Annotated in this window: 19 protein-coding genes; 6 read left to right on the top strand and 13 right to left on the bottom strand. The window is 33.6% G+C overall.

The window, feature by feature from the left end; genetic code table 11:
* Positions 1-439: 439 nt before the first annotated feature.
* The 6 genes from HMPREF2818_RS03840 to HMPREF2818_RS03815 form a co-directional block, all read right to left on the bottom strand.
* The gene (locus tag HMPREF2818_RS03840; RefSeq protein WP_000403109.1) at positions 440-928 is read right to left on the bottom strand and encodes a GNAT family N-acetyltransferase; all 489 of its coding nucleotides are present in this window, start codon (positions 926-928) and stop codon (positions 440-442) included.
* Positions 929-1,096: 168 nt separating this feature from the next.
* Entirely contained in the window at positions 1,097-1,858 is a 762-nt protein-coding gene (locus tag HMPREF2818_RS03835; protein WP_000838139.1) for an ABC transporter permease, read from the bottom strand.
* Positions 1,855-2,757 (bottom strand): ABC transporter ATP-binding protein, encoded by a 903-nt coding sequence (locus HMPREF2818_RS03830; protein ID WP_000644459.1) that lies wholly within the window; start codon positions 2,755-2,757, stop codon positions 1,855-1,857. Before HMPREF2818_RS03830 ends, HMPREF2818_RS03835 begins: the two co-directional genes overlap by 4 nt.
* Complete coding sequence (locus HMPREF2818_RS03825; RefSeq protein ID WP_001090962.1) at positions 2,754-2,960, bottom strand: PLDc N-terminal domain-containing protein; 207 nt, start codon at positions 2,958-2,960, stop codon at positions 2,754-2,756. The genes HMPREF2818_RS03830 and HMPREF2818_RS03825 overlap by 4 nt, the downstream gene beginning before the upstream one ends.
* A gap of 1 nt (position 2,961) precedes the next feature.
* Positions 2,962-4,038: a helix-turn-helix domain-containing protein gene (locus HMPREF2818_RS03820; RefSeq protein ID WP_000900239.1), complete on the bottom strand. Its 1,077-nt coding sequence runs from the start codon at positions 4,036-4,038 to the stop codon at positions 2,962-2,964.
* A 248-nt stretch (positions 4,039-4,286) separates the two neighbouring features.
* Positions 4,287-4,901, bottom strand: coding sequence for a phosphatase PAP2 family protein (locus tag HMPREF2818_RS03815; protein ID WP_001036318.1), 615 nt, complete (start codon positions 4,899-4,901; stop codon positions 4,287-4,289).
* A 213-nt stretch (positions 4,902-5,114) separates the two neighbouring features.
* Here HMPREF2818_RS03815 and HMPREF2818_RS03810 point away from each other — a divergent pair, with 213 nt between their 5' ends.
* From HMPREF2818_RS03810 to HMPREF2818_RS03800, 3 genes are all read left to right on the top strand, one after another.
* Positions 5,115-5,411 carry a MazG nucleotide pyrophosphohydrolase domain-containing protein gene (locus tag HMPREF2818_RS03810; RefSeq protein WP_000355473.1) on the top strand — a complete coding sequence of 99 codons (297 nt, stop codon included), beginning with the start codon at positions 5,115-5,117 and terminating at the stop codon, positions 5,409-5,411.
* A gap of 16 nt (positions 5,412-5,427) precedes the next feature.
* Entirely contained in the window at positions 5,428-5,988 is a 561-nt protein-coding gene (locus tag HMPREF2818_RS03805) for an LOG family protein (protein WP_001223119.1), read from the top strand.
* A gap of 304 nt (positions 5,989-6,292) precedes the next feature.
* On the top strand, positions 6,293-7,156 hold the full coding sequence (locus tag HMPREF2818_RS03800) for a CPBP family intramembrane glutamic endopeptidase (RefSeq protein ID WP_001071071.1): 864 nt from the start codon (positions 6,293-6,295) through the stop codon (positions 7,154-7,156).
* Positions 7,157-7,312: 156 nt separating this feature from the next.
* Here the strand turns inward: HMPREF2818_RS03800 and HMPREF2818_RS03795 are convergent, their stop codons facing one another.
* Together HMPREF2818_RS03795 and cfb are read right to left on the bottom strand one after the other, a co-directional pair.
* Entirely contained in the window at positions 7,313-7,615 is a 303-nt protein-coding gene (locus HMPREF2818_RS03795; RefSeq protein WP_000162435.1) for a rhodanese-like domain-containing protein, read from the bottom strand.
* 172 nt (positions 7,616-7,787) lie between these two features.
* Positions 7,788-8,555: a CAMP factor pore-forming toxin Cfb-I gene (gene cfb, locus HMPREF2818_RS03790; RefSeq protein WP_001101136.1), complete on the bottom strand. Its 768-nt coding sequence runs from the start codon at positions 8,553-8,555 to the stop codon at positions 7,788-7,790.
* 768 nt (positions 8,556-9,323) lie between these two features.
* Here cfb and HMPREF2818_RS03785 point away from each other — a divergent pair.
* Positions 9,324-9,863 carry a DNA topology modulation protein gene (locus HMPREF2818_RS03785; RefSeq protein WP_000684238.1) on the top strand — a complete coding sequence of 180 codons (540 nt, stop codon included), beginning with the start codon at positions 9,324-9,326 and terminating at the stop codon, positions 9,861-9,863.
* 200 nt (positions 9,864-10,063) lie between these two features.
* A complete protein-coding gene (locus tag HMPREF2818_RS03780; protein ID WP_000210838.1) occupies positions 10,064-11,149 on the top strand; it encodes an iron-containing alcohol dehydrogenase family protein in 1,086 nt (361 codons plus the stop codon).
* Between the two features lie 164 nt (positions 11,150-11,313).
* Here HMPREF2818_RS03780 and HMPREF2818_RS03775 read toward each other — a convergent pair whose 3' ends face one another.
* From HMPREF2818_RS03775 to HMPREF2818_RS03755, 5 genes are all read right to left on the bottom strand, one after another.
* Positions 11,314-12,021: a DUF1003 domain-containing protein gene (locus tag HMPREF2818_RS03775; RefSeq protein WP_000227144.1), complete on the bottom strand. Its 708-nt coding sequence runs from the start codon at positions 12,019-12,021 to the stop codon at positions 11,314-11,316.
* A gap of 346 nt (positions 12,022-12,367) precedes the next feature.
* Entirely contained in the window at positions 12,368-14,212 is a 1,845-nt protein-coding gene (locus HMPREF2818_RS03770) for a bifunctional homocysteine S-methyltransferase/methylenetetrahydrofolate reductase (RefSeq protein WP_000032989.1), read from the bottom strand.
* A 44-nt stretch (positions 14,213-14,256) separates the two neighbouring features.
* Positions 14,257-16,341: a 5-methyltetrahydropteroyltriglutamate--homocysteine S-methyltransferase gene (gene metE, locus HMPREF2818_RS03765; protein WP_070508678.1), complete on the bottom strand. Its 2,085-nt coding sequence runs from the start codon at positions 16,339-16,341 to the stop codon at positions 14,257-14,259.
* Between the two features lie 369 nt (positions 16,342-16,710).
* On the bottom strand, positions 16,711-17,034 hold the full coding sequence (locus tag HMPREF2818_RS03760; protein ID WP_000610951.1) for an AzlD domain-containing protein: 324 nt from the start codon (positions 17,032-17,034) through the stop codon (positions 16,711-16,713).
* Entirely contained in the window at positions 17,024-17,716 is a 693-nt protein-coding gene (locus HMPREF2818_RS03755; protein WP_000410681.1) for an AzlC family ABC transporter permease, read from the bottom strand. The genes HMPREF2818_RS03760 and HMPREF2818_RS03755 overlap by 11 nt, the downstream gene beginning before the upstream one ends.
* A 322-nt stretch (positions 17,717-18,038) precedes the next feature.
* Here HMPREF2818_RS03755 and HMPREF2818_RS03750 point away from each other — a divergent pair, with 322 nt between their 5' ends.
* Positions 18,039-22,751, top strand: coding sequence for a S8 family serine peptidase (locus HMPREF2818_RS03750; RefSeq protein ID WP_070508675.1), 4,713 nt, complete (start codon positions 18,039-18,041; stop codon positions 22,749-22,751).
* Positions 22,752-22,958 lie beyond the last annotated feature (207 nt).

Genomic DNA, 22,958 nt, shown 5'->3' with positions numbered 1-22,958 from the left:
TTAAAAAGAAAAGAACAGATAGCCTATCCAATTATTCGTTTGGAGTTTTTTATTTTAGTCGTAACTTCTCAAAAGTACTATAGTTTTTTATAATCTATTGACTATAGTACTGTTGTTTATTCATCTCATCCTGATCTTAATACCTTTAATTATGACTTCTTATCCAATCTATACAGTTAAAATACCTCCTCATAAACACAATAGTTTTTAAAATTAATAATAGAGACTAGAGTTCATCACTCTGGCCTCTATTATTTTTTATTCAATTTATATCCATTGATTTATTTCTTATGATATTACTTGAATAAGCTACCATAACCAATGATAACAGTAATCCTAAAAATTTCTTTTTCTATATTCTACAACCACTTTTCCAATGTATTATCTAAAATAATCGTTATTTGGGTTTATTCATCTGTTTGACTAGTTTTTTTCACAATTAATCAAGAAGTTTTACATATATCCTTGAATCTCTATCTGGAAAAATGTAGTCTACATCTAGTTCATCTCTTGTTATTTGCTTAAATCCTTGATTTTCATAAAAGAAGTGAGATCTTTTCTCTTTTTCTGGAGTATCCAAGACAATTCTTGTGAATTTACTAGCTCGAGCAAAAAGCATAAATCTTTCAAATAATTTTCGACCAAGTCGAACAGGATTTCCTCTATATTTTGGATATGTAAAAAATTTTTTTAGAACAGCTGTTTTATCATCAATACGCAGTAACGCAATCGAACCAACTACTTTTTCATTTTCTAAGGCAATCCAAAATTGACCTTTTCTGTTTTGATAATAATTTTCTATTTGAAAAATATCGTCTTGTTCAGCCATCTTTATATCAAGTTTAGCTTCTATATTCTGACAATAATTAATTAAATCTACTAGCTGTGCTAAATGGTACGGATTATTCTCGTATTCTTTAATTTCCATAATATATTTCCTTATTTTGACTTTAAAGTATATTTCTGCAATGAGGTATGCATAGGATATCATATTAGTTGGAAATATTGATCTAGATAAGTCAAATAGCAGCAAAGCTCTTAATTCGGTTTTATTTTTTCAAAAAGTAGCTATCGCCTTATTGATATCTTATCAAAATTAAACTTCACTTTTTTCAAAAATGTACATGCTAAGTAATAACGTCATTATAATAAGCAAAAACACTAATATGCTCGGTTCCATTAAGTCTTGAACTTTAAACTTTCCACTTAATATTTCTCCTTGTTTTTGGATAAGAAGCATAGGATTATAGCTTTTACTGATTTTAAAAAATCCAGATACTACACATAACACCACCATAAAAAGACAACCTAACAAACCCCCTAAAGTTTTACGAAAAAGAACTGAAAAAAAGAGTATTAAGCTTATGAAAAGAATACCGATAAACCATGTTGCACCGTAAACCATTAATTTATGACTTCCTTCGTTACTAAAGTAATATAACGTATAACTAAAATGGATGACAACACTTAATAAGTATGACACTGTCCATAGAAGGGTAATTACTATAAATTTAGCAAGGATTATAACTTTTTTGGCTAATCCCTTCGTAACTAGATTAATTAAGGTTCCTTTTGAAAATTCTTGCGTCAGTGTACTACTAAATAAAAATACTAAAATAACTAAACCAAGCTGATTCATATTTTTAAAATACTGAATATAAGAATCAATATAGGTAGGCTCTGGTATCGCTCCCTGTAGTTTTTTAGGTAAAATTCCTGCCATAATATCAGGCATCATAAGTGCAGTTAGGGGACCTAATATACCAAATATTGAACAAGTAATCAGAATAGATATAACTTTGTATGTCCTAACATTCTCCATCCATTCTTTTTTTAACATTACTGCTAAAGATTTCATTTGGTAACCTCCAAATAAAGCTCCTCTAAACTATTGTCAATGACTTCAATAGCTGATGGGCTAATCTTTAAAGAAACTAAATCTTGGTAAAAACCAGCTAGTAAATCTGCTTTGTTATCCATTTTAGAGCCTTTGAGAGTCAGTGCATACTCATTATCTTTCTTTTCTATCTGATAGTTATGAGATAGTACCTTAGCTTCAGACTTTGTCACTTTTATTAAAATACGAACCGAATAATTTTCCTCTGATTTTTTTCCTTTTAACTCTTCAAGAGAATAAATCCCACACTTAGTTAACACCAGAACATGATCACATATTTTTTCGACATCAGAGAGAATATGGGTAGAAAAAATCACAGTTTTTTCTCCTCTAAGATTTGAAATAATATCTAAAATATCTTGGCGACCTTTCGGGTCTAATGCAGAGGTTGGTTCATCGCAAATAATAATTTTAGGATCATGAACCAGTGCTTGGGCTAATCCAAGACGCTGTTTCATTCCTCGAGAATAAGTAGCAATCTTTTGGTGATTATCGTCAAGTCCAACTGACCTAAGTAGTTCTTTGTTAGAAAGCTTATGCTTTGATCTCGCTAAACCAGAACATAAATCAAGATATTCTAGAGCTGTCATATAATCGTAGTACTCGGGAACATCTGGGAGATAGCCAATCAGTTGATTGGTATCTGTTCTTCCAAAATTAACTTTTTTACCAAAAATTGTTATGAAACCCGTATCAAATTTTAACAATCCTAAAATCATTTTTATTGTCGTTGTTTTACCTGCTCCATTTGGTCCTACGAATCCATAAATCATATTTTCTTCTAAATCAAAAGAAACATTATTTAATATTTTTTTAGGACCAAAAGATTTTGTAACGTTTTGAAATGAGATAGCTTTCATTCATTATTCCCTTCCAAAATAAGAAATGCAATTGGCCCAATTATATTAAGAAATATAATGACCAAAAACCAAACTGGCTTTGAAAGGTGTTTAGTCATCTTAAGTTTACTTAGTTTGACTAGAGAAATGATAATTAAAGCTCCTTGCAACATAATCAACGGAACTAGGAATGGTAATAATTGATTTGGTATTTCTGTATTCATATTAGTAATCCTTTTTTAAATCGTTAAGTTTTTGAATCATTTGTTGAAATTCTTTATGCCCTGATAGTTCTTTAAATTGTGAATTTTGAAATAAGTCCTCAACTCGTTCTATTACCTGTAATTGACTCGTCGGTGGTGCAATACCAGTAGGTATTGTCTCTAACCAATCATCGATGGTATAAAAGAAAGTATCACCGTGTAATTCAAATCTTTGGAGCAATTGTTTTAAAGATTTAAAACATTGTTTTAAGTATCCTAATGCCTTATCATCATCACTTTTACTATAATGACAAGCTAAACTATAATAACACTTGATGACTGTGTTGGGATGCAAAGAGTTTAATTGAAACGCTTCTATCATATGTTCAAGCCTTTCAAAAATATCGCCTTTGTTTTCTTCAACTTCAAAAGTTGATAAACTCAATAGATACTCGCATACAAGTAGAATCTGCTGATAAATTTCAACCTGTAATACTTGCTTAGCTCGGTAAACATCGCCTTTTGCAAAAAAGCTATTAGCTAAAAGTAATTCTTCACCTAATTTATAGGGACTATTCTGGTAAAGGTTTATCACTTCATCATATTCAAGGTTGTGAAAAAGAACGACCGTTTTGAACATTATCGCCGTCTGGAGGTCAGACTCAACTACTGTTTTACTAATAATTTTATTTAGTGTACTTAGTGACCACTCTTTCATTTCTGAATCATTAAGGTTGGTTAGGTTGCTCAAGACCATATTAATCATTATCAACAGAGTCTTAAAATCGTTAGGGAACTGTTTTGATAATTCCTTAACTTCCTGAAAGAAATCTCTCTCAGACAATACATTTGCTTTTATTTTTAGATCCTTAATGAGCTGATTTCTTTGATCATCTGACAATGTTTTTTGATAACCGACTAAGTCATCCAAGCTAATATCAAAAAGATTAGCCATCAAAATAAGATAGTCAATATCCGGTTTAGCTTGATTATTTTCCCACTTTGAAATTGTAGTTTTTGTTAAATGCAGATAATCACTCAAATTCTCTTGCGTCATACCAATCTGAGTACGTTGTAAATAGATATTCTCTCCAAGCATCGGTCAATCTACTTTCACGTCCATTATAGAGTTTCTAAATCAAAAATAAAAGTTCCTATCAGGAAATATAATATAAAAAAGTTTCCCTAGAAGAAACTTTTTCGTTGATTAATAAGTGGCAAAACAGCATTAATAATAACAATGGTTAAATAAAAATTAACTTCACTAATATTTGTCATTGAAAAATAATGAATTATAAAAGAGCCCTTAAGAAAGGCTCTTTTATAATTCATTGGTAACTACTATTTTTATTGTAACTCTTTCAAAGATACAATAGCAGACAAACCATAATATGACGATGCTCCTAGTAACAACGACCCTAAAATATCCGTTAAAAAATGATTTTCTAAATAGAGTCTTGAAAAAATAACTGATGCAAGGATCACTAATGCAAATATTACGAAAACTACTTGTGACAATACTCTTCTCAATCTCTGTCTCGCAACCACTAAAACAAGAATCATTAATAAAAACGTTGATATCGTATGTCCACTGGGAAAACTATAACCCGAATCAAAAACAAGTTGATTCATAGGTCTATGACGTGCGATGATATCTTTTAAAAGCAATGCCAAAGCATTGGTACCAAAAAATAACATAAATAGCCACACAGCTATTCTTTGGTTTAAAAAATATTGATACCCAAGGATAACAAGTGCTATTAATGACGTTGTCAAAGGGCTGACAACTGTTGATATTATCGTCATTAAGTTAGTTAAATCGGGATTTCGTATGCTTTGAAAAAAAGCTGAAGTGATATTATCCAAATAACTTATCATATCACTTTGAGATTTAACTGCTAATGTTAACACTAAAAAAGAAACAAGTAGTATAACACACTGGAAAAAGGATTTCTTGTTCACTACATAACCTCACTTTAATAAAGAGATAAATCTTCATACATTATGGTTTAAAATATTTAAAAAATGCTTAAAGTACGCGCTAACCTTTTAGGTTTAAATATGACTATTCACAAACTAGAAGAAATACCAAATACGAACTTTTCCTATTAATTAGCGTTCAAATTTTCATTAATAAAGCAATATTGCTACAATATACTTGAAACGGAGGGAATAATGGATATTACAGATTATCAAAAATGGGTGAGTGAATTCTATAAAAAAAGAAACTGGTATCAATACAATTCTTTTATTAGAAGTAACTTTCTTTCAGAAGAAGTCGGCGAATTGGCTCAAGCCATTCGCAAATATGAAATTGGACGTGACAGACCTGACGAAACCGAACAAACTGATTTGGAAAACTTAAATGATATAAAAGAAGAACTAGGAGATGTCTTAGATAATATCTTCATACTTGCTGATCAGTATAATATCTCACTAGAAGAGATTATCAGCGCACATCGCACTAATTAGAAAAGAGGTTTGAAACATGAGAATAACTATTTTTTGTGGAGCAAGTACTGGGGAAAATCCTGTTTATAGTGAAAAAACAGTTGCCTTAGCACAATGGATGGCACAAAACAAACATTCTCTGGTGTATGGTGGAGGAAAAGTTGGCTTAATGGGAGTCATGGCTGATACTGTGATTGCAAATGGTGGCTACACTACTGGTGTTATTCCGACATTTTTAAGAGATCGTGAAATTGCACATGAAAATTTATCAGAGCTTATCATAGTAAATAATATGCCTGAACGTAAGGCAAAAATGATGCTACTTGGAGATGCCTTTATCGCTCTACCTGGTGGACCTGGTACCCTTGAAGAAATTTCCGAAGTTATCTCTTGGTCTCGCATCGGTCAAAATGATAATCCTTGCATTTTATATAATGTTAATGGCTACTTTAATGATTTAAAAAATATGTTTGATCATATGGTTGGTGAGGGTTTTCTTAGTCTGGAAGATAGAGAAAATGTCCTATTCTCAGATGATATTACTGAAATCGAAGATTTTATAACGAATTATAAAGTCCCTAGCACGCGCCAATACTAGATTGATAAAAAAAGGAAGTTTCTAATTGAAATTTCCTTCTTTTTTCGAAGCGATTACCCTTGGTTCATTTTTCTTTCAGCTGGTCAAGCCCATCCTCTCAATATCCAAACTCATCCTTTCTGCTCGAGAACTTATAAATTTTTAGGTAATCTTTAGAGAAGCCAAAACTATAGTCTTGTCTATGTATTTTATCTTATTAGAAGTATCCAAGTGCTCGTCCCTATTGACTAATGACTTAGAAACCTATACATTATACATTATAATATTTCTTTGTCGTTACCGTTATTAATAAGGAGGTAATCAATTGAATCAAGAAAAAAAGAGACTTAACCTAATCGGGCTGATACTTTTAGCTCAGGCTATTGTTTTAAGTTTGGCGACTACACTATTTGCTGAAATCTTACAAAATGATGTCTGGATAGGTATAGCAAGTACTTTAATCGCCTTACTCATTCCTTGTTTTTTTATGGGTTTTAAAAATTTAAAAAAACATCTAACGGCAACCCATCATACAATCACTTTCACCACTATTTTATTCTTGTTAAGCATTATATATACTACTAATAATATAGTCTCCACAATATGGGATGTTGTGCTAAATCATCTCAATATTATGGAATCGGAAAGTCAAAATTATGATGCCACATTCAATATACTTATGATTAGTTATTCTGTTGTTGTAGGTCCTTTTTTTGAAGAAGTTTTATACCGAGGAATAGTATTGAATTTATTATCCAAGTATGGTAAATGGTTTGCCATTATCACTTCTGGCATCCTATTTGGTTTAATGCACCAAGACATTTCTCAGCTATTGACTACATCTATTGCGGGTATCATAATGGGTTTTATCGCTTACCATTATTCCTTTAAGGTAGCCCTACTCCTTCATATCTGCAATAACTTTATCGTAGAAATTTTCACCCAGCTATCAACAGTAAACGAGTTATACGGGACTTATTTTGAAAATATATTGCTAATTTTAGCAATCTTATTTATATTATATTACCTTTTTACTCATAGGAATACTGCTCGCCGTCGTATAAGTCTGCACTCTAACGTTCGAGAGGCTGACTCAATAAACTCTAAACAACATACAAAATTATTACTTACTAGTTGGCCTTTTATTCTCCTTGTCATTTACGACATTGTCCTAACAACTATTAATTAAGACCAAGCCACAAGACACAAAAAGTATGGTTTTGAAAAGGATAATCATCCTCCTTTTCAAAACACATACTTTTCTTTATGTTTACTAAAAGGTCATTAATAGTGAGATAATGTCAATTTTTTTATTATCAAATATGGTAGACTACACAGGACATATTTACACTTCTAGATTTCCTCTCCACGCTTCTGTGCCGCCATCTACATTGATTACTTTGTAGCCTTTCAACTCAAGAAATTGGCATGCTCTAATAGATCTTCCCCCTCGTTGACAAACAAGATAATATTCCTTATTTTTATCTAACTGTTCAAACTTATGACTGAGTTGACTCAAAGGAAGATTTATCGCACCTGAAATATGCCCCCCACGATACTCATGCTCTTCACGAACGTCTATCAAATGGATATTATTATGCTGGGCAATCAATGTTTCTAATGCTACAACAGTTATCTTTTTAGTCATAATCTTTATTTCCTTTGATACTTGGCAAATTTAGTCAAATGACTAATCACTTTATTATTTAAAATGGTGACATCGTTCTACTATTATGACTATTATCGTAAACCTTTTAATCATAAAAACCATGGTAGTACAAAATCACGAAGTCGACAGCATCACACGAAAAATACAAATATTATTTTAATGCTGTTTGAAGTGCTGCTTGTAATGTTACAATCTCTTGATCAACTTGTTGTACCGTAACATTTGGATTCAACTGAACTCCAACAGCATGTGTGATTGCTTTATTTAAAGTATTGTAAACTTTAAATTCTTTGACGTTAAGTACTTTTTTATCTCTAGTAAAGCGTGTATTCCAGATTTCCTTATCAAGTTTTGATTTTGTATAGATGGTAGCTCTATCAGTTGGTTTTAAATCAGGATAAGTTAAAACCTTTTGTTCTAATGCCTTTACATCGTTAACTTGAGCTTTAATTGAATCAACTGAAGCAAATGGATCTAAAATGCGAATAACCAGCTTAGTTATCCCAAATCCCATATCAATATTTGCTTGACTAACCTTATTTGCTAAATGTTGAGTTGAAAAAGTGATTGCTTCAATCACATCTGTTAAGGCTTCTACACGACTACCAATAGAATTCAAATCATAAACTGTCTCAGGGTTGGCACGCAATGAAGTCTTTAATTTTTCAACACTAGTAATAGCCTCATTAACCGTTTTTTCATAATCTGTTCCCTGAACATTATCTTTGATATTTCTCAACTGAATGCTATCTTGATCAAGCTTTTGAGCCATTTGCTGGGCTTGATTATTACTGTTTACATGATTTACCACTTGTGGAGTTGTCACTTGATCAGCATGTACTTCTAATACAGCTGGTGAAAATAACAATGCACCAGCCACTAGAGTTCCAGATAGATACATCATATGTTTAACGTTCATAATGAATTTCCTCCTTTAAACTAAAATCACTTTTACTGCAGTATTTTTAATTTACAGGGCCCATGTTTGTATCTTACTACTTGTCCAAAAGGTCGTCAAGCGCTTTCTTTTCCCCTATATTTTACATTATTACAAATAAACTGCATTTTTTTCATAAAACTAATATTATCATTTTGCTATAATATACTTGCGCCTATCCTTTTGTTAATTTCTGATAATTTAATTTAGATTTTCATGTAAAAAACCATAACGATAATTTACCACCTTATATAAATCTAAATATTTTAGAAAATTTCTACTTATCACTATTTTTATCAAATAGATTAGCCTAATGTTTTTCTTAAAAAATAAATTTAATAAGAAGCGTACTATTTTAGATAAAATCGTTCCATTATGCCCAAAAACCATACTAAAACTCATTATTTTTACTTTCTGTTTAGAAATTCATACTAGACCAAGTATTTTAGACACTTAAAAAGCCTTAAACATAATAAGTTCAAGACTTTTTATTACTTAGTATTTTAAACTGTGAGTTTGTTTGGCAGTTCCCTCCGATGATTTTTACCCCAATTTTTTGAACCAAAAGTTAACAATATCGTCAGCCATAGTATTGATATCTAGATTACATTTACTGGTAACTATGTTACCATGTGTATGGATAACTTATATCAAAAATATATTAATCTAAAAAAGTGAATAACCCTTATAAAATAAGTAAATCCTAAGTACAGCATTAACTTCAAGTAAACAATTTAACGGAGGTAGTATATGAAAATAGCAATAATCGGATATAGTGGGTCGGGTAAGTCCACTTTAGCAAGAAAATTGGGAAATTACTATAATTGCAATGTATTACATCTTGATAGTATTCACTTCGCCCCAAATTGGGAAGAGAGAAAATATGATGACATGATTGACGATGTCAGCAACATGTTAGAAAAAAGAACATGGATTATAGAAGGTAACTACAAAAAACTGCTATATCAAGAACGTCTAGCAGATGCAGATGAGATTATTTTTTTTGACTTTAATCGCTTCAACTGCTTGTGGAGAGCATTCAAACGTTACTGTAAGTTTCGTGGTAAGACTAGACCTGATATGGCCAATGGATGCCCGGAAAAATTAGATTTTGAATTTATCAGTTGGATTCTTAAAGACGGTCGCTCTGACAAACAAAAATCAAACTATAAACAAGTTGTTGAGGACTACCCTCAAAAAATAAAGATTCTAAAACACCAACGCGATCTTGATCAATACCTAAAAGAACTCCCTGTTGCATCCAATACAGACCCTCTCAAGAGCTTGTAATTATTATACTGACAGTATTTACTCGTATATCTCGCTTTACCTTTTCTATTCTTATTCTTGAAAATTAAATTGTTTTTCATGTTCCAATTTTCTGAATATTCTGCTATAATATGATAATCACTTGGTCAAGAGACAAAAAACTATTCACTTTTAGAAAATAGCTGTCTCTAATCGACCTTTGGAATAGAGGAGGACACTGAATGACAACAAATGTAATGGCAAATTATAGCTACGGAGAAGATTGCTTCAAAGAAATTCCTAGCGTTTTGGCAACTTACCGTATTCAAAGCATTGCTTTCGTCGGTGGCAAACGTGCCCTAGACAGCTCAGAAGCCGAGGTTCGCTCTATTTTAGAGGAAGCAAATATTAAAGTCACAGGAAGCTTTGTCTATGGAACGGATTCAACACAATCTAACATTGACAAGTTAGTAGCCAACCCACAAGTTCAAGCCGCTGATGCTATCTTAGGTTTTGGCGGTGGAAAAGCTTTAGACACAGCTAAAATGGTAGCAAAAGAGTTAGGTAAAAATAGCTTTACTATCCCAACTATTTGTTCTAATTGCTCCGCAGGTACTGCCATTGCAGTTGTATATAATGATGACCATTCTTTCTTAAGATACGGCTATCCCGAGTCTCCACTTCATATTTTTATCAATACACGGATTATTGCACAGGCACCAAGCAAATATTTTTGGGCTGGTATTGGGGACGGTATTTCAAAAGCCCCTGAAGTAGAACGTGCTACCTTAGAGGCTAAGACCAATAAACTACCACATACTGCAGTGTTAGGACAAGCAGTCGCTCTGTCTTCAAAGGAAGCTTTTTATCAATTTGGTGAACAAGGTCTAAAAGATGTTGAAGCTAATTTAGCTTCGCGTGCAGTTGAAGAAATTGCGCTTGATATCTTAATCTCAACTGGCTATGCTTCTAATTTAGTTAATCAACCTGATTTCTACTACAATTCTTGTCACGCGCATGCATTTTACTATGGTACAACCGCTATTCAAAGACAAGGTGAATTCTTACATGGCGTTGTAGTTGCGTTTGGTGTGTTAGTTTTACATGCTTATTTCAACGAACTAGAAGAACTTGAAAAAGTAGCTCGTTTTAATAAGTCACTAGGTTTGCCAACAACTCTAGCTGACGTCTCTTTATCAGAAAAAGATATTCCAAAAATTGTTGAAATTGCAATGACTACTAATGAATACAAAAATACCCCTTTCGATCCCAAAATGTTTGCTCAAGCTATTTTAGCAGCAGACGCTTTCGGACAGACACTAGCCTAATAATTCACCAACTCGATTATTCCGATACAAAAATCCCTTAGACACATCATCTAAGGGGTTTTTGTTATTAATAAAGTAAAAATACTGCTCTCCATTATAGGAAGTTGCAGTATTAATTTAAATTCTTAGTATTGTATCAGTATTTTTAAATAACTGCTAAAAGATTATTTTTGTAGTTGTTTCAATTGTGCTAACTGATTTCCCAATGATACTAGCATTTCTGTCTGTAACTTTTGAATCTCTAACAATTCAAACTGATCTTGTTGTACCATATGATCAATCTTTTCGTGCAATAATCTAATTTCTAACTCAGAGGTTTTATTGACATTAAAGTCATTTCGAGCTTGCAAACGATCATAATCAGCAGCACGATTTTGACTCATCATAATAAGTGGTGCTTGGATTGCAGCAATCGTTGATAAAGCTAAGTTTAACAGGATAAATGGGTAAGGATCAAATTGAATACCAAAAGGCTTCATGATATTAACCAACATCCAAATAGCCATAATGGATACAAAAACGATAATAAAAGTCCAAGATCCGCCAAAACGTGCAACATCATCAGCAATTCGTTGACCGATAGTTGCTTGCTTGTTCAAACGCTCTTCAACGTTGAAGGGCTTCTCTTCTTCTTTCATCAAGGTAGTCACATTATATTTTATCTTCTCATTTTTCTGATTCGCTCGCTGAACAATTTCGTCAAGATAATTCATACAATAATGACTTAAATTTCCATACGAAATAAAGTCACTATCCAGAGCAAAAGGATAACGTGCTCTTATTAAACCTTTAATGCCTAAGTCTAAATCGGAAACAAATAGGCCTTCTGCTTCACTATAAACTTTTTGATCAATAAAATCGACACATACCATTTTTATACCTCCCTTTCTCAACCAAGATTTATTCAATATTTGAATACGGTCAAGCTAGCCAACAGGCTATAGGCTTTTGGTACTATATAAGTGAGTATTTGATACACCCCTATTAAGCTTTACAGCGTTATTTCGTTAGTCTAAAAAAATCGCTGACATCCATATTATGCCTTAATTTTATGCTACCCATCAAAATAACGCTTTATTCTAAGTCTATAAACTTAAAGAAAACTTAAATTAACTAATTTATCTTAGTATAGAAGGTGGCTTAAAAATCTAGTTTAACCTCTGTTTTGGTACGTAACTTTTATTATAATAATAAACGACCAACTAAAAAGTAAGAAAGTTAAGAGGACTTTCTTACTTGCTTTTTTTGTATATAGTCAATTAACTCAAGAGTCAGATCATAGCGTAAAAAGGGAGTAATCAAATAGATACCATTAAAATAGTTCAAGGCTTCATCAATCAAGGACTTACTCTCGTTTAAGGCCAAAGTTAAACAAGCTTCTTTGTCGTCCTTTACCTTTTCAAGAGCAGATAAAAATGACTCAGAAAGTTTAATACCAGGAACTTCATTGTGTAGAAAAACAGCGTTATTATAACTTGTTATTGGCATAATTCCGATAAAAAAGGGTTGTTCAACTGTTTTAGTAAGATCAGCTAATTCCTTTAACACAGAGTGATCAAATATTGGTTGTGTCATAAAATAATCAGCACCAGAAGCTACTTTTTTCTCAATCAATTTTACGGTTCGAGTAAGGTTTTTCACATTAGGATTAAAGGCAGCAGCAACTGTAAAATCTGTTGGACGTCTCAAGCTAGCACCACTATAAGATAAACCTTGATTAAGTTGTTTAATCAGAGAAAGGAGTTTAAAGGAAGTCACATCATAAACACTAGTCGCTCCTGGGAAATCACCAAGTTTAGTCGGATCTCCTGTTATGGCTAAAATATGGTTAAAACCTAATAATTCCATGCCCAACAGTCTAGACTGTAAACCAATTAAATTATGGTCACGACAAGCTATATGTAGTAAAAAGGGTGTGCTAATTTCATCTTTAAGCAAGCTAGCTATACTTAAATTACAAATACGTGTATTAGATAGTGAATTATCTGCTAAAGTAATTGCTGCAATACCTTTTTGGTCAATCGCTCGTATAGCCTTTTGAAACTGAACGATATCTAAATGCTTTGGAGGATCTAATTCTGCGATAATTGTTACTTCTTTTTTTACCTTATCCACTAGAGTATCTGTTCGTCTGATACGCCTAACAAAATCTTTTACAGGTATTATAGGAGTAACAACCTTTCGTTCAATAGGTTTCAATCCTCTAATAGATCGTTTCACAGCTCTAATATGATCTGGAGTTGTCCCACAACAACCACCAATAAGCCTAACTCCTTCTGCTACGAGAAGTTCTGCAGATTTTCCAAAATACTCTGAATTCTGACTAAACTGGTATTGACTATTCTCACCATCTAAAGATAACTGACTTGCATTAGGATAAACTGACAAATAAGACTGGGCAAATAAAGGAACTTGCTTCAATGATTGGATCATATGATAGGGTCCAAGGTGACAATTTAAGCCAATCACATCTGCACCTAGCATAACTAATTGGCTGAGCGCCTCTACAATAGGCTTTCCATTTGATGTTACCCCTGCTTCATGAAGAGAAATATTAGTAATAATTGGTAGATCAGTCATCTCCCTCACAATTTTTAAAACTGTCGTTATCTCCTCAATATCATAATAAGTTTCAAACAATAATCCGTCTAGCTGTCCTGTCGCCAATAAAGCCTCAACTTGTTCCAAAGTTTCTTCTACAATATTATCCAATGTTAAATCGCATTGTCTTTGAGAACGAAAACCTCCAACAGTACCTAAAATAAATGTTTCTTTACCCAAAGTCGCTTGATGAGCTATATTAACTGCTGCTTGATTGATAGAGACAACCTGATCTTCCAAACCGTAGTTCTTTAATCGATGACGTTGAGCCCCATAGGTATTCGTCTGAATAACATCTGCACCCGCTTCAATATAAGCTTGATGAATGGCTAGAACCTTTTCTGGATGTGTTACATTGTAGGATTCATGACAAGTATCTAGCCCATAAGTATAAAGGAGAGTTCCCATTGCACCGTCAGCTACTAGAATATCTGTTTTTAATTTCTCTAAAAACTTGGACATCTTCTTTACTCCTCCCTCATGGCAATCCTTTACTGATTAACCTATTAATTATCTAATTGCTGACGAACCTCTTTGGTAGCTGAAACAAGAACCTCCAAGGCAGCAATTGTTTCTGCTTCACGGCGTGTTTTTAAGCCACAATCAGGGTTTACCCAAAATTGCTCTTTTGATAGACATTTTAGTGATCGTTGAATATTGACAATAATTTCTTCCTTAGTAGGTATGCGAGGGGAATGAATATCATAAACACCCAGGCCAATTCCTAGAGGATAAACTGCTGTTTCAAAACTTTCAATGATGTCCCCATGACTTCTACTCGTTTCAATAGAAATAACATCTGCATCTAGTGCACGGATAGAATCAATAATTTCGTCAAATTTTGAATAACACATATGTGTATGAATTTGTGTCTCATCTTTTATAGCCAAAGCAATTTGATTAAAAAGATCAGATCGGCTAATATCATCTCGCTCAAATGACCAGTTCGTTATAGTAATAGGACCTGTCAACATGCCTTTAACAGGTTTCTTAGTCAAACTTTGGGCATAAACCGTTTCTTCAAGGCTTAAGGGTTGAATATGTTTGACATCACCATAAATGATAGGTGGTTTGACCGCCCTTGAACCATAAGACTGTACCCAGCCTAATTTGGTTGTCGTAAAACCAGCTAACTTTTGACCAAAAAATTCAACCATATCAACACGCTCAAATTCGCCATGTACTAACACATCAAGATCAAGATCTTCTTGAATAGCAATCCATCTTCTAATTTCAGTTTTTATGAAATCTTTATAATCTGAGTCAGATAGATTTCCTCTTTTCCAAGCAAGGCGTTTCTTCCTAATTTCAGGTGATTGAGGAAAGGATCCAATAGTTGTTGTTGGTAAAATCGGTAACTGTAATTTTTCAGCTTGCAAAGCTTGGCGTAATTTATACGGACTTCGTTCAAGCTTTACTTCTGCTAATGATTCCAATGCTACATGACGAAAATCAGCAGCTTGAAGAGCTGAAAAACGAGATAAAGCTTCGTGATATCCCTTTGTTTTATTACCATCAAAAGCACTAGCTAATAGTTCTAATTCCTTTAGTTTTTCATCAGCAAATGATAAGCCATTCTTTAACACAGGGTCTAAATGTGTTTCGTATTTAGTCGTCACCGGTACATGTAAAAGACTTGAAGAAGGTTGAAGAGTCAATCGTTTAACAAAGGGACCTATCTCTTCCAATAAAGCCAACGTTTCTTCTAAATTTACTGCCCAGATATTTCGACCATTAACAATTCCTGCAAATAATTCTTTTTCGCGGAATAGACCTTGCTTAACAGCAGCTAAATTTTCCGCCCTACCATGTATAAAATCAAGGCCAAATCCCGTTACTGGCAGCTTAGAGAGTTTATCTAAACAGACTGCTGATTCAAAGTAGGTTTGAAAGATGAAGTGGGCTTGTGGTACTTCTCTTGCAAAAAAATCATAAACAGACTTAGCTATATCTACTAAAAGTTCACCTTCATCAGTTACAAATATCGGCTCATCAATCTGAATATAGGTGGCGCCTGCATCTATCAGATCTTGAAAGACCTGCTTATAAAGTGGTAATAACCGCTGAACAGTCGCTTCAAAGTCGACAATTCCTGATGATAAGGAAACATAGGTTATTGGACCAGTGATAACCGGCTTTGCTTTATCACCAACTACTTCCCTAGCTTCTAGATAAAGATCAAGTAAGTAATTATTCTGCAAGTGAGGTTTAGTCTCAACCTCCCATTCTGGGACTATGTAGTGGTAGTTGGTATTAAACCACTTTTTCATAGATGATGCGACATTATCTTTATCACCTCTTGCAATAGCAAAATAAAGGTCTAAATTCCTCTCATACTCATCGAAACGCTTTGGGATTACATTGAATTGAAATGACAAATCCAAAACATGATCATAACAAGAAAAATCCCCCACTGGAATAAGGTCAATACCTGCCTCTTTTTGTTTCTTTAAATGATTGATACGTAATTGTTTTAGTTGTTTTTCTAAATCTTTTTGTTCAAGATTCCCTGCCCAGAAAGCTTCGATCGCTTGCTTCCATTCGCGCTGTTCACCAAGACGTGGATACCCTAAATTTGAAACTTTTACCATAATTTCCTCCATCAAGTTATAGCTAATAACTAACCCTTTTAGTTTTATGAATTATTTTAGTCCATGAAAACTATAATATCAATAGCTTTTAATATTTTATATTTTTAGCGATTTATATAGTTTTAAACTATATAAACCACTATGGACCTTTTTATAAATTTTAAAACAGCAGCATGTAGATATCTTTAAAAAGCAATCTTACAATCAACTCATATTATCAAGATACAGAAAAATCTGTTGATATTATTAACAATTAGTCAAACTATTACACATCGGCTATCAAAAGTTCCTGTCTAGACAAAAACACAAAAAACGTATCTAGAAATAGATGCGTTTTTTGTGTTTTTATTAATCTTCCATTCCTACACGTTAAAATAGTAATCTCAATAAAGCCATAGTAACGATACCAGTAAGAACAGTGTAAAATAAATTTCGATATCGAATAGTGACAACTAGAGTTGGTATGCCAGCCAATAAATCTAACCATTTTAGTGTTGGCAATTGTCCTAATTTAACTAAAAAAAAGCTAGAGAATGTTAGGGCAAATAAAATAGAAAGAGGAAGAAATTTTAAAAATTTCACAAGACTATTTGGTAGCCCTTTGTATTTTACAAATATGAATGGAGCGACTCTTGGCACCCAAGAAACAACAAAACCTAAAAGAATAGCAAGAAAAACGGTACTATTTATCATCTAAAACAACTCCCACACTACATCCAACAACAGTCGCAAGCAATACTGATAAGGCTCCTGACAAAAAAGTAGCTAATAAGAAGTAACTTAAACCTACAGAAGCAAGAACATATACAACAAGTCGCTTTCCATCAGATAACATCCCAAACAACTGAAATACAAAGAGACCTATAAACATGGCGACTAATGCAAAGTCTAAACCAAACATTTCTGGATTAGGAATAGTACTCCCCAGTAAAGTTCCTATTATCGTTGAGATTACCCATGTCAAATAACTCATCACATTATTACCATGCATCCAACTAGGCGATACAACTTTGTGATGTAATGCTTCTCCAAGTAAAACGCCGTAGCTCTCATCTGTTATTAGAGTTCCTATGGCTAATTGATTCATTAGGTGAGCAGACTTGAAGATAGTAGTCGCGTGTAAACTCATTAACATATTTCTCAAATTAACTAAAAATACTGTCATCGTAATAGTCATCAAGTCTGCTTTTGCTAATAATAGCGCACACATAGCAAACTGAGCAGATCCCCCATATACCAAGGCACTCATAAGACCAACTTCTATTGCAGATAAATCTGATGCTGAAGCAACTATCCCAAACGCCAAGCCTATTGAGATATACCCTAAAGCTGTGGGCAAGGCATCTTTCACTCCCTCTTTAAATCCTTTTTCCATCATATCCCCCTAAATTTTCAGTATATTCAGTTATTATAGCACAACGGTGATTACTAAGAAAGAAGAGGAATGATTATTTATCTTTGCCAGCAATTAGACTAATAAATATCCTGTAATTATTCTATAAACCTTTGATATTGTAGCCATATAGTTGGACAATATTATTATTTTCATAGAATGATTTTTAAAAAATGCTTTAGGTACGGTCTTAAATTTACCACAAAATAATTTGTAATGAAAATTCAGAAAATTGTAGAAAATTTTGATTTTTTATGTTTTAATAGTTTTTGTAATTATTATGTTACAAGAAAAGGAGATTTTTATGAACACAAAACAGCGTTTTTCAATCCGGAAATATAAGTTAGGTGCCGTATCTGTACTTTTGGGAACCCTATTTTTTTTAGGTGGTATCACAAATGTAGCTGCTGATTCTGTCATAAATAAGCCATCTGATATTGCAGTTGAACAGCAAGTAAAAGACAGTCCAACGAGCATAGCAAATGAGACACCTACTAACAACACGTCATCAGCCCTTGCGTCGACAGCTCAAGACAATCTTGTTACAAAGGCTAATAATAGTCCAACAGAAACACAACCAGTAGCTGAGTCTCACTCTCAAGCCACCGAGACATTTTCCCCAGTCGCAAATCAACCGGTTGAAAGCACTCAAGAAGTTTCTAAAACTCCTTTAACCAAACAAAATTTAGCAGTCAAATCTACACCAGCTATTTCTAAAGAAACCCCTCAAAACATTGATAGTAATAAAATTATCACTGTCCCCAAAGTATGGAACACAGGCTACAAAGGAGAGGGAACTGTTGTAGCAATTATTGACTCAGGACTAGATATCAATCACGATGCTCTCCAATTAAATGATTCGACAAAAGCAAAATACCAAAACGAACAGCAAATGAATGCTGCTAAAGCAAAAGCTGGTATAAACTATGGAAAATGGTATAACAACAAAGTAATCTTTGGTCACAACTATGTTGATGTCAATACAGAGCTAAAAGAGGTGAAAAGCACTTCTCATGGTATGCACGTAACCAGTATCGCAACAGCTAATCCTAGCAAGAAAGATACAAATGAATTAATCTATGGTGTTGCTCCTGAAGCACAAGTAATGTTTATGAGAGTCTTCTCTGATGAAAAAAGAGGAACTGGACCAGCCCTTTATGTTAAAGCTATTGAAGATGCCGTTAAACTCGGTGCTGACAGCATTAATTTAAGTTTAGGTGGAGCTAATGGGTCTTTAGTTAATGCCGATGACCGACTTATAAAAGCTTTAGAGATGGCTAGACTCGCTGGCGTTTCTGTTGTTATAGCAGCAGGTAACGACGGTACATTTGGGAGTGGAGCATCAAAGCCTTCTGCTCTTTATCCTGATTATGGTTTAGTTGGTAGTCCATCAACAGCTCGTGAGGCCATTTCTGTAGCATCATATAATAATACAACACTGGTTAATAAAGTCTTCAACATTATCGGATTAGAAAACAACAGAAATCTCAACAACGGATTAGCTGCTTATGCAGATCCTAAAGTTAGTGATAAGACCTTTGAAGTAGGGAAACAATATGATTATGTTTTCGTAGGAAAAGGAAACGACAATGATTATAAGGACAAAACTTTAAATGGTAAAATCGCCTTAATTGAACGTGGAGATATTACTTTTACAAAAAAAGTCGTCAATGCTATTAATCACGGTGCTGTGGGAGCTATTATCTTTAATAACAAAGCTGGGGAAGCTAATCTAACAATGAGTTTAGATCCTGAAGCAAGTGCTATTCCTGCTATTTTTACCCAAAAAGAGTTTGGAGATGTTTTAGCTAAAAACAACTATAAAATTGTATTTAACAATATCAAAAATAAACAAGCCAACCCTAATGCAGGTGTCCTATCTGACTTTTCAAGCTGGGGGTTAACAGCAGACGGACAATTAAAACCTGACTTATCTGCTCCTGGAGGCTCTATTTACGCCGCTATCAATGATAATGAATATGATATGATGAGTGGGACAAGTATGGCTTCTCCCCATGTCGCTGGTGCTACTGCTCTAGTTAAACAATACTTATTGAAAGAACATCCAGAACTTAAAAAAGGTGACATTGAAAGAACTGTCAAATACCTTCTTATGAGTACTGCTAAAGCACACCTAAACAAAGATACAGGCGCTTACACCTCACCACGCCAACAAGGAGCAGGTATTATCGATGTCGCAGCAGCAGTTCAGACAGGATTATACCTAACTGGTGGGGAAAACAACTATGGCAGCGTTACATTAGGAAATATTAAAGATAAAATTTCCTTTGATGTTACTGTTCATAATATCAATAAAGTTGCAAAAGATTTACACTATACAACCTATTTAAATACTGATCAAGTTAAAGATGGCTTTGTCACATTGGCTCCTCAACAACTTGGTACATTTACAGGGAAAACGATACGGATTGAACCAGGGCAAACCCAAACGATTACAATTGATATAGATGTTTCGAAATACCATGACATGTTAAAAAAAGTAATGCCAAACGGCTATTTCCTAGAAGGCTACGTACGTTTTACAGACCCTGTTGATGGTGGGGAAGTTCTTAGTATTCCTTATGTTGGATTTAAGGGAGAATTCCAAAACTTAGAAGTTTTAGAAAAATCCATTTATAAGCTTGTTGCTAACAAAGAAAAGGGATTTTATTTCCAACCAAAACAAACAAACGAAGTTCCTGGTTCAGAAGATTATACTGCCTTAATGACTACAAGTTCAGAGCCTATCTACTCAACAGACGGTACTAGTCCTATCCAATTGAAAGCCTTGGGAAGCTATAAGTCTATAGATGGAAAATGGATCTTACAACTAGATCAAAAAGGCCAGCCTCATCTAGCCATTTCACCTAATGATGACCAAAATCAAGATGCCGTTGCAGTGAAAGGTGTTTTCTTACGTAATTTCAATAATTTAAGAGCCAAAGTCTATCGTGCAGATGATGTTAATTTACAAAAACCACTATGGGTAAGTGCTCCCCAAGCAGGAGATAAAAATTACTACAGCGGAAATACTGAAAATCCAAAATCTACATTTTTATATGACACAGAATGGAAAGGAACCACTACTGATGGTATTCCTTTAGAAGATGGAAAATACAAATACGTTTTAACTTATTACTCTGATGTCCCTGGCTCTAAGCCACAACAAATGGTGTTTGATATCACTTTGGATAGACAAGCTCCTACACTAACAACAGCAACTTATGACAAAGATAGACGTATCTTCAAAGCTCGTCCTGCAGTAGAACACGGGGAATCTGGTATCTTTAGAGAACAAGTTTTTTACTTAAAAAAAGATAAAGATGGTCATTATAATAGCGTCTTACGTCAACAAGGAGAAGACGGTATCCTTGTTGAAGATAACAAAGTATTTATCAAACAAGAAAAGGATGGTAGCTTTATTCTACCTAAAGAGGTTAACGATTTCTCTCATGTCTACTATACTGTTGAAGATTATGCAGGCAATCTAGTATCAGCAAAACTCGAAGATTTGATCAATATTGGCAATAAAAATGGTTTAGTAAACGTCAAAGTGTTTAGCCCTGAGCTTAACAGTAATGTCGATATTGATTTCTCTTACTCTGTCAAAGATGACAAAGGTAATATCATCAAAAAGCAACATCACGGGAAAGACCTCAATTTATTGAAATTGCCTTTTGGTACCTATACGTTTGATCTATTCTTATACGATGAGGAACGAGCAAATCTAATCAGTCCCAAAAGTGTCACTGTAACTATTTCTGAAAAAGATAGCCTTAAAGACGTCTTATTTAAAGTTAACTTACTCAAGAAAGCAGCCTTACTCGTTGAATTTGACAAGCTTTTACCAAAAGGAGCAACAGTCAAGTTGGTTACTAAGACAAATACTGTTGTTGATCTACCAAAAGCAACTTATTCTCCTACTGACTATGGTAAAAACATACCTGTAGGAGACTATCGTTTAAACGTAACGCTGCCTAGTGGGTATAGCACTTTAGAGAACTTAGATGATTTACTTGTATCCGTAAAAGAAGATCAGGTAAACCTAACAAAATTGACGCTGATTAATAAAGCTCCTCTGATTAATGCCCTAGCAGAACAAACTGATATTATTACCCAGCCTGTGTTTTATAATGCTGGAACTCACTTAAAAAATAATTACCTAGCTAATCTTGAAAAGGCACAAACTTTAATTAAAAATAGAGTGGAACAAACAAGTATTGATAATGCTATTGCTGCTTTGAGAGAAAGTCGCCAAGCTCTTAACGGTAAAGAAACAGATACTTCTTTACTGGCAAAAGCTATTTTAGCTGAAACAGAAATCAAGGGAAACTATCAATTTGTTAATGCTAGTCCATTAAGCCAATCAACTTATATCAATCAAGTCCAATTGGCGAAAAACCTTCTACAAAAACCTAACGTCACTCAATCAGAAGTAGACAAAGCCTTAGAAAATCTTGATATTGCTAAAAATCAATTAAATGGTCATGAAACTGATTACTCTGGTTTACACCATATGATAATTAAAGCAAACGTTCTGAAACAAACATCATCTAAATATCAGAACGCCAGTCAATTTGCTAAAGAAAATTATAATAACCTTATCAAGAAAGCAGAATTGCTGCTTTCCAATAGACAAGCTACACAAGCTCAAGTTGAAGAGTTATTAAACCAAATAAAAGCAACCGAACAAGAGCTTGATGGCCGTGATAGAGTTTCTTCCGCAGAGAATTATAGTCAATCACTCAATGATAATGACTCTCTCAATACCACACCTATCAATCCGCCAAATCAGCCCCAGGCGTTGATATTCAAAAAAGGCATGACTAAAGAAAGTGAGGTTGCTCAGAAGCGTGTCTTAGGGGTGACTAGCCAAACCGATAATCAAAAGGTAAAGACAAACAAGCTTCCTAAAACAGGCGAAAGCACTCCTAAAATAACCTATACAATATTGCTATTTAGTCTCTCTATGCTAGGTCTGGCAACAATCAAACTAAAGTCTATCAAAAGAGAATAAAATACTTTAAAAAATAGAGCAAGGCATCAATTACTAGCTATTAATAGTTAGTGACTGGTGCCTTTTTGAGGAGCTTAAAATGATGTTCCTAAAGACCTTTTCTCTGCAGTATCTTGGTTTATAACACCATAACACTTCAAAGAATGGGAAAAAAACTCTTTTTTTGTTATATTTGATATGACATAAACAGCTAGCTAAAAGTCAAAT

Origin of the sequence: Streptococcus sp. HMSC076H09 (assembly GCF_001811765.1) — a bacterium.
GTDB lineage: Bacteria > Bacillota > Bacilli > Lactobacillales > Streptococcaceae > Streptococcus > Streptococcus agalactiae.
The sequence above is the reverse complement of the archived record's forward strand: the minus strand, read 5'-3'. Positions and strand labels throughout refer to the sequence as shown.

What these genes read in the sequence shown, in the direction of transcription:
- HMPREF2818_RS03750 (WP_070508675.1), top strand. Translation starts at nt 18,039, where the DNA reads ATGAACACAAAACAGCGTTTTTCAATCCGGAAATATAAGTTAGGTGCC.
- HMPREF2818_RS03795 (WP_000162435.1), bottom strand. Translation starts at nt 7,615, where the DNA reads ATGACTAAAAAGATAACTGTTGTAGCATTAGAAACATTGATTGCCCAG.
- HMPREF2818_RS03805 (WP_001223119.1), top strand. Translation starts at nt 5,428, where the DNA reads ATGAGAATAACTATTTTTTGTGGAGCAAGTACTGGGGAAAATCCTGTT.
- metE (WP_070508678.1), bottom strand. Translation starts at nt 16,341, where the DNA reads ATGGTAAAAGTTTCAAATTTAGGGTATCCACGTCTTGGTGAACAGCGC.
- HMPREF2818_RS03840 (WP_000403109.1), bottom strand. Translation starts at nt 928, where the DNA reads ATGGAAATTAAAGAATACGAGAATAATCCGTACCATTTAGCACAGCTA.
- HMPREF2818_RS03780 (WP_000210838.1), top strand. Translation starts at nt 10,064, where the DNA reads ATGACAACAAATGTAATGGCAAATTATAGCTACGGAGAAGATTGCTTC.
- HMPREF2818_RS03825 (WP_001090962.1), bottom strand. Translation starts at nt 2,960, where the DNA reads ATGAATACAGAAATACCAAATCAATTATTACCATTCCTAGTTCCGTTG.
- HMPREF2818_RS03810 (WP_000355473.1), top strand. Translation starts at nt 5,115, where the DNA reads ATGGATATTACAGATTATCAAAAATGGGTGAGTGAATTCTATAAAAAA.
- HMPREF2818_RS03830 (WP_000644459.1), bottom strand. Translation starts at nt 2,757, where the DNA reads ATGAAAGCTATCTCATTTCAAAACGTTACAAAATCTTTTGGTCCTAAA.
- HMPREF2818_RS03755 (WP_000410681.1), bottom strand. Translation starts at nt 17,716, where the DNA reads ATGGAAAAAGGATTTAAAGAGGGAGTGAAAGATGCCTTGCCCACAGCT.
- cfb (WP_001101136.1), bottom strand. Translation starts at nt 8,555, where the DNA reads ATGAACGTTAAACATATGATGTATCTATCTGGAACTCTAGTGGCTGGT.
- HMPREF2818_RS03835 (WP_000838139.1), bottom strand. Translation starts at nt 1,858, where the DNA reads ATGAAATCTTTAGCAGTAATGTTAAAAAAAGAATGGATGGAGAATGTT.
- HMPREF2818_RS03770 (WP_000032989.1), bottom strand. Translation starts at nt 14,212, where the DNA reads ATGTCCAAGTTTTTAGAGAAATTAAAAACAGATATTCTAGTAGCTGAC.
- HMPREF2818_RS03820 (WP_000900239.1), bottom strand. Translation starts at nt 4,038, where the DNA reads ATGCTTGGAGAGAATATCTATTTACAACGTACTCAGATTGGTATGACG.
- HMPREF2818_RS03785 (WP_000684238.1), top strand. Translation starts at nt 9,324, where the DNA reads ATGAAAATAGCAATAATCGGATATAGTGGGTCGGGTAAGTCCACTTTA.
- HMPREF2818_RS03775 (WP_000227144.1), bottom strand. Translation starts at nt 12,021, where the DNA reads ATGGTATGTGTCGATTTTATTGATCAAAAAGTTTATAGTGAAGCAGAA.
- HMPREF2818_RS03760 (WP_000610951.1), bottom strand. Translation starts at nt 17,034, where the DNA reads ATGATAAATAGTACCGTTTTTCTTGCTATTCTTTTAGGTTTTGTTGTT.